The organism is Riemerella columbipharyngis, from assembly GCF_900101995.1.
Taxonomy (GTDB): domain Bacteria; phylum Bacteroidota; class Bacteroidia; order Flavobacteriales; family Weeksellaceae; genus Riemerella; species Riemerella columbipharyngis.
In genome coordinates this window covers 213,494-220,104 of the sequence record NZ_FNAS01000002.1, presented here as the reverse complement: position 1 = coordinate 220,104, position 6,611 = coordinate 213,494, and the positions used below count along the sequence as shown (strand labels likewise).

Here is a 6,611-nt window from a genome sequence, read left to right as displayed (position 1 = left end):
AACGAGACATAAAAACAGCTCAAAAACTTCGTGAAAAATTGAAGAAATTGGGCGTGAGTTTTGATGAGATTTGTACGGACAATTGAGAGGCTTTTGTTTCTGTTTTTCAAGGAAGTAGGTATAAAATTGGTAAAAAAAAACACCACCAATATTGAGGGAAACAATACTCTTTTAAGGCATCGAATACGTCGAGCGGTTCGGAAAACTTTCTGTTTTTCAAAAAAGTTAGAAAACCATATCAAAGCCTTTGAAATCATCTTTTTCTACATCAATTTTGGATGGATTTGAATATCATACTTTGGGAAGCACGACCAAAAACATTTTATATAAACAAATATAATGTTTATTTATTTATGTAAATATTTTTAACTGCCTATTAGAGAAAACAACTACTTTTATCTTTTATAATGTACAAAATATGGCTTTTAGTAAAATTGAAATAGATAATTTTAAAGGTATAAAATATTTCTATCATATTGCACATTTGTTTATGCAAAAATAAGTAGTTTTGTACAAATAAATATGCAATTAGTTGATTTGAATGTTATTTTTTTTGAGCCAGTTAAATAAGTTTGCCGGAGTAGTTCCGTATTTTGAGGCTACAAACTTCTTCGTAGAGCCGTTTTTTAGCAGAGCTTCGATTTCTTCTCTATAAACATCGAGTTTACTTTTTCCTATTCCCTTAGGTCTTCCTAGTTTAATTCCTTTGGTTTTTTTTACGACGAGAGCTTCTTTGGTTCTCTTCGAAATCAAGTCCCTCTCAATTTCCGATGCCATAGAGAATACCATAGCCATTATTTTACTTTGAATGCTATTATCCAATTGCCAGTTCCCTTTTACGGTATAAATATTTATACCCTTTTGCATCGCAATAGATAATATTTCCATACATTCCAACATACTCCGACCAAGTCGTGAAAATTCGTTAAGTAAAATAGTATCCCTTGTTTTTAGAGAATCTAAAATATTTCCTATTTTTCTTTTTCTCCAATGTACCTTTCCAGATATTTTTTCTTCTATGAAATTTACCTTACCCAAATTTTTTTCATTGGCAAGGTTTAATATTTCATATTTGTTTTTATCTAAGTCTTGTTCTTCAGATGACACTCTTAGATAAGCTATAACTTGCTTCATAGATTGAAAATTTAATGAAAATGTATTTATCAGATTTTAAATAAATATTTTCGTAAAGCAAAAATAGATATTTTCATTATATATTTATGTTAAGTTAAAATGTTGTTATAAATTTAGCATCTAACCTTGAGCCCATTTAATATAAAGACATTTACTCAGATGATGTTTTGGTTAATCATATCAATGATTTCATTAACAAAGAAAAAAAAACAGAATTTGAGAAAAAATGGTCTGAATATTTGACATTGTTTGGTATAGAGCTTTAAAAAAAAATAAAAAATAAGCGGTAGTTTGAAAAGTTTTGCTTACATTTGCCAAGTAATTACAGGCAGAAGATTTTTGTCGATTTCTGATTTTTAGTTTCTTGAATATTATTTTCCTTTTACTTCTTTTCAGTTTTTACCACAATCTATTGCACTAATTAGAAAAGAAGAATAATAATTTTAATTTTTACAAAATGAAACAAGGAACAGTAAAATTCTTTAACGAAACAAAAGGATTCGGATTTATAACCCCTAACGATGGCGGAGATGATGTTTTCGTACACAGCTCAGGATTAACAACCAGAGTGAGAGAAAACGACCAGGTAACATACGAAACAGAAATGGGTAAAAAAGGCATCAATGCCGTGAATGTAAGATTGGCTTAATTCATTCAATTTATAAAAAATTAGAAGAGGCTTTTGTATTTTGCAGGAGTCTCTTTTTTATTAGATTTGCACAGAGTAAAAAATATGGAAACTAAACGATGCGCGTGGTGTACAAAGGATATACTGTACCAAGCCTATCACGATGAAGAGTGGGGCATACCTGTCTATGAAGATACCAAACTGTTTGAGTTTTTGGTGTTGGAGAGCTTTCAGGCAGGGCTTAGCTGGCTTACGATTCTCAAGAGAAGAGAGTATTTCCGAGAGGCTTTTGATGGCTTTGATTATAAGAAGATAGCCCGCTATTCGGAGAACAAAGTCTTGGAGCTATTGAGTAACGAAAAAATTATCCGACACAAGGGGAAGATTTCTGCGGTAATCAACAACGCCGAAAAGTTTCAGCAAGTACAGCGTGAGTTTGGTAGTTTCTCGGAGTATCTATGGCAATTCGTAGGGGGAGAGCCTATAAAAAATCATTTCAAAACAATATCCGAAATTCCATCGGCTACCGAGCTTTCGGACAAGATTGCCAAAGACTTGAAAAAAAGAGGCTTTCGTTTCTTGGGGTCTACTACTGTATATGCCTATATGCAGGCTGTGGGCGTAGTAGATGACCATACCTCAGATTGCTGGAAAAGACAATAATAACTCTTTTTTGGGTATATTTTAGAGATATTATTATCTTGAATATTATTTATTAATGAGTTATTATTTGATTAGAAAATACTGAGCAAGGAGGAGGATTTATAAGATTGAGTTTGGTTTTATTGATATTAAAATATAAATAGGATAAAAATATCAAAAAAAAATATTAATATGTCAGATGTTTATATATATATTATGTAAAATGAAATATATTAAGTATCTTTGTAAAAAAATATATTATGAAGAGAGATATTGTTTCTTGTTTACTACTTGCATCATCCTTGGCTTATGCCCAGGTAGGGATAAACACAGATACTCCTAGAGCTACATTAGATGTAGTGAAACATGATGCGTTAGCAGTTAATGGTGTTATTTTCCCTAATCTGACTACAGAACAAAGAGATGCGATGCAAAATATTCCGGAGGGAACTACTATTTTTAATACTACTACTAAATGTTTGGAATATTGGGATGCTACCGAATGGGTATGTACAAAAGGAAGTTCTATACCTACGCCTGCACCAGAACCAGAACCACCTATGACTACATTTCAACTGACATTGACGAATGCAAAAGGTACTTTAGATGGAATTGATGCTTTCTTCGTATCGGTAAACGATAACGATTATCTACCATATAGAGCACAAACAGATGCTGCTTCGACAAGTACTGCTGCTGCAGATGGAACTGCTGACAAACTAATAGATTTCCAAGGTGGGCTGGGAGCAGGATCTTTATCAGGAGAAACTAAAACCGTTCCACTGAGATACAACTGCCAAAATGGACCTTGTAGTTGGGAGGCATTTATTCAAACCGTTACTATAAATAGTCAATACTTAGAAAGCGGAAGTGGTAATCAGATAACATTTACCATACCTGCAGGAAATGTACAAACTGGTGAGGGAGATGTCGAAGGAACGCTTACAGCAGCTACTCCTGTCAAGTTTAAAAAATTAGACTTGAATAAAGGTTTAGGCTCAGATAAAAAGGGTATAACGGTTGCTGATTTTAGTGTTCGTTTGGCAAGCAGTCCTGTTGTTTCTCTAAAAGCAAGGTTAATTCCTGCTGTGGTAGATGCTGCAAATAAATTGGCGTATATTCCTATGAATGCTCAAAATTCTGGAGTATCACAAGTAGCTTTGAATTTAGACTTAGGCGCTGAATATGCAGATATGACTTCACCATACTTTAACCCTACTATTTCTGCTAAGCAAGCAGATAAAGACTTTAGAGCGTTCGGGCATTTGTTTCAGTGGCAAAGAAAAGCTGATGGGCATCAGAAAATTAAATGGACTAGTGCTACATCTTTTAATAGAATCAATCTGCCTACAAGTTCTAATCTTGCTAATGATTGGACAAATGCAGGAACTACTGTGTTTATAACGAATTCAACTACTAACACTGTAAATGTTAGTTCTTGGGTAAATCAGACTTTAAATGAGGATACATCAGGTAATAAACAAACGCTTTGGATGGCTAATGGAAATAATAATCCATGTCCAGGAAGTTTTCATGTACCTACCAAAGATGAAGTGACTGATTTATTGAGAGATGCTGGTATAAACCAGACTCTCCAGCTTTCTGGACATGCAGGAGAAAGGTCTGGTAATCCATCGGGAGCTGGGGTAATAGGCTTTTATTGGTCTAGTACACCGGCAGACGGAGTAGCTGCAGCAAACAATGGTGATATTTATAAGAATAGAACCTCCGAATATTATTTTACTACATATAGTAATGGGGCAAGTTATACAGGATCAGGGGTAAGAGCAAAAGGAATGGCTGTTCGTTGTGTGTCTGATAAGTAAAAAAAGTACGATAAATAATCAAAAAGGAGTAGAGCACGGTCTCTATTCCTTTTTTTTGATCTGTTTTATTAGGACTTAGAAAAAATCCTCTGCCTCTCTGCTAAATCTGGTAAATAATTTGTAATTTCAGCTATTTATAATTGGATTTAGTCCAAATTAGCGTATATTTGCAGGTATGAATTCTACAATTATTCCTTTCAAAGTACCTGTGCTTCTTGTGGTCTGTGCCCATACGGAAATGCTGTGCGGTAAAAAGAAATGTTGCAAAAAATATAAAAAAGGCAAAAGATGCAAAAAATGCCCTGGTAGGTTAAAGATGGCTTAGGCAATATCCCAAGGCGAGCAGTACTATAATTAAAACCATAGCGATAGATGCCTTCCGTAAGGTATTCGGTATAGGTATTTCTGTTTTCTGTGGAGTGTTTTCTGTATCTTGTTTGTGGGTAGATGCTTCCCTTTCTTTATAGGATAATATTTTTATCGTAATAGAGTCGGCAACACTCTTTTGCAAAATAGTATTGGTAGCATTAAGTATAATCCTAAATTCTCCGCTGTCTTCCGGATTTTCTATAATGATTTTTTTCTCGCCATAAGGCTTTTCTAAACCAAAAGGCAATATCTTAACCAAATCCGCATTCAGGGTTTTCCAATAAATGATAACTTCTTCCCCTATTGCAGCTCTTATCTTACTTACGCTGAAACTTTTAATTTTGGGCGGTAAATACGGCTTATTTTCCCTCTGGAAATAGTATAGGTTTTCGTCATAGAGTTTTCGCCTGTCTTCATCTATAAGCGTTTCGTAGGCTTCTTTGAGTTCTCTGAACCTGTGGCTGAAAAAATCATCATCCGGATTTTTGTCCGGATGATATTTAAGAGATAATTTTCGGTAGGCTTTTTTTATATCCTCTACCGCAGCCTCTTCTGGTATACCAAGAAAGTAATAATAGTTTTTCACTCTGCCGTAGTTGATGGTATATCCGCGTCTCTATTGTTGTATTATTTGCCAAAGAGGTTTCCCATTCCGCCGGGCATACCGCCTCCCATTTTGCCCATCATCGCCATCAGCTGTTTGCCTTGCGGGCCTTGCAGCATTTTCATGGTTTTGCCGATTTGCTCAAACTGCTTCATGAGCTGGTTCACTTCTTCCAATTTTCTTCCGCTTCCTTTGGCTATTCGTTTTTTGCGGCTTACATCTATTATGCTTGGTTTTCTTCTTTCGGCAGGGGTCATAGACTGGATAATTGCTTCTATGTGTTTGAAGGCATCATTGTCTATATCCACATCTTTTATGGCTTTCCCTACTCCCGGAATCATACCGAGGAGGTCTTTCATATTCCCCATTTTTTTTATTTGATGAATCTGTTTCAGAAAGTCATCAAACCCAAATTCATTCTTAGCAATTTTCTTTTGGAGTTTTTTGGCTTCTTCTTCATCAAACTGTTCTTGAGCCCTTTCTACTAAGGAAACTACATCTCCCATTCCAAGGATACGGTCTGCCATTCTTTCAGGATAGAATAGATCAAGAGCCTCCATTTTCTCACCAGTAGAGATAAACTTAATAGGCTTATTCACCACAGACCTAATGGTAAGAGCCGCACCACCACGAGTATCACCGTCTAATTTGGTAAGCACCACCCCATCAAAATCCAAAGCTTCGTTAAAGGTCTTCGCTGTATTCACAGCATCTTGCCCCGTCATAGAATCTACTACAAAAAGGGTTTCCGTAGGTTTGATGAAGTAATGGACAGACTTAATCTCGTTCATCATTTGTTCATCAACGGCAAGACGCCCTGCGGTATCCACTATCACGACATCGTGCTTGTTTTCCTTTGCAAACTGGACTGCCTGTTCTGCGATTATCGATGGGTTTTTGTTCTCCAAGTCGGTATATACAGGGATATTTGTTTGTTCTCCCAATACTTTCAGCTGGTCAATAGCCGCAGGACGATACACATCACACGCTACCAAAAGCGGATTTTTACCTCTTTTCTTTTTGAGATAGTTGGCAAGTTTACCGGAAAAAGTAGTCTTACCGGAACCTTGCAGTCCGGCGATTAGGATTATTGTAGGCTTCCCAGATAGGTTTATTCCCTCTTGGGTACCTCCCATCAGCTGTACCAGTTCGTCGTGGACTATTTTGGTCATCAGCTGTCCCGGCGTAATGCTTGTAAGCACATTTTGTCCGATGGCTTTCTCTTGAACTCTTTTCGTAAGGTCTTTTGCTATTTTGTAGTTTACATCGGCATCTACCAAGGCACGGCGTATTTCTTTTACCGTTTCTGCTACATTGATCTCTGTAATCTTCCCTCTTCCCGAAAGATTGTGTAAGGCTTTATCTAATTTATCCTGTAAACTATTGAACATAATCTTTGTTTTTAGAA

General features: G+C 35.9%; 7 protein-coding genes. 4 read left to right on the top strand and 3 right to left on the bottom strand.

Annotated elements, in window-relative coordinates; all coding sequences use genetic code 11:
- The first annotated feature begins 63 nt into the window (after positions 1–63).
- The gene (locus BLS89_RS11320) at positions 64–288 is read left to right on the top strand and encodes an IS1 family transposase (RefSeq protein WP_092735917.1); all 225 of its coding nucleotides are present in this window, start codon (positions 64–66) and stop codon (positions 286–288) included.
- 240 nt (positions 289–528) lie between these two features.
- On the opposite strand, the gene BLS89_RS02475 is transcribed toward BLS89_RS11320, so the two are convergent.
- Entirely contained in the window at positions 529–1,134 is a 606-nt protein-coding gene (locus tag BLS89_RS02475; RefSeq protein ID WP_092735916.1) for a recombinase family protein, read from the bottom strand.
- Between the two features lie 457 nt (positions 1,135–1,591).
- Between BLS89_RS02475 and BLS89_RS02470 the strand changes: the two genes are divergently transcribed.
- The 3 genes from BLS89_RS02470 to BLS89_RS02460 all read left to right on the top strand — a co-directional run bounded on the left by BLS89_RS02470 (position 1,592) and on the right by BLS89_RS02460 (position 4,230).
- Entirely contained in the window at positions 1,592–1,783 is a 192-nt protein-coding gene (locus BLS89_RS02470) for a cold-shock protein (RefSeq protein WP_092735915.1), read from the top strand.
- 84 nt (positions 1,784–1,867) lie between these two features.
- Complete coding sequence (locus tag BLS89_RS02465) at positions 1,868–2,425, top strand: DNA-3-methyladenine glycosylase I (protein WP_092735933.1); 558 nt, start codon at positions 1,868–1,870, stop codon at positions 2,423–2,425.
- A gap of 239 nt (positions 2,426–2,664) precedes the next feature.
- Positions 2,665–4,230, top strand: a complete 1,566-nt coding sequence (locus BLS89_RS02460) for a hypothetical protein (RefSeq protein ID WP_092735914.1) — start codon at positions 2,665–2,667, stop codon at positions 4,228–4,230.
- Positions 4,231–4,540: 310 nt separating this feature from the next.
- Here the strand turns inward: BLS89_RS02460 and BLS89_RS02455 are convergent, their stop codons facing one another.
- Positions 4,541–5,185, bottom strand: a complete 645-nt coding sequence (locus BLS89_RS02455; protein ID WP_092735913.1) for a J domain-containing protein — start codon at positions 5,183–5,185, stop codon at positions 4,541–4,543.
- A gap of 41 nt (positions 5,186–5,226) precedes the next feature.
- Positions 5,227–6,594 (bottom strand): signal recognition particle protein, encoded by a 1,368-nt coding sequence (ffh, locus tag BLS89_RS02450; RefSeq protein ID WP_092735912.1) that lies wholly within the window; start codon positions 6,592–6,594, stop codon positions 5,227–5,229.
- Between the last annotated feature and the right edge of the window lie 17 nt (positions 6,595–6,611).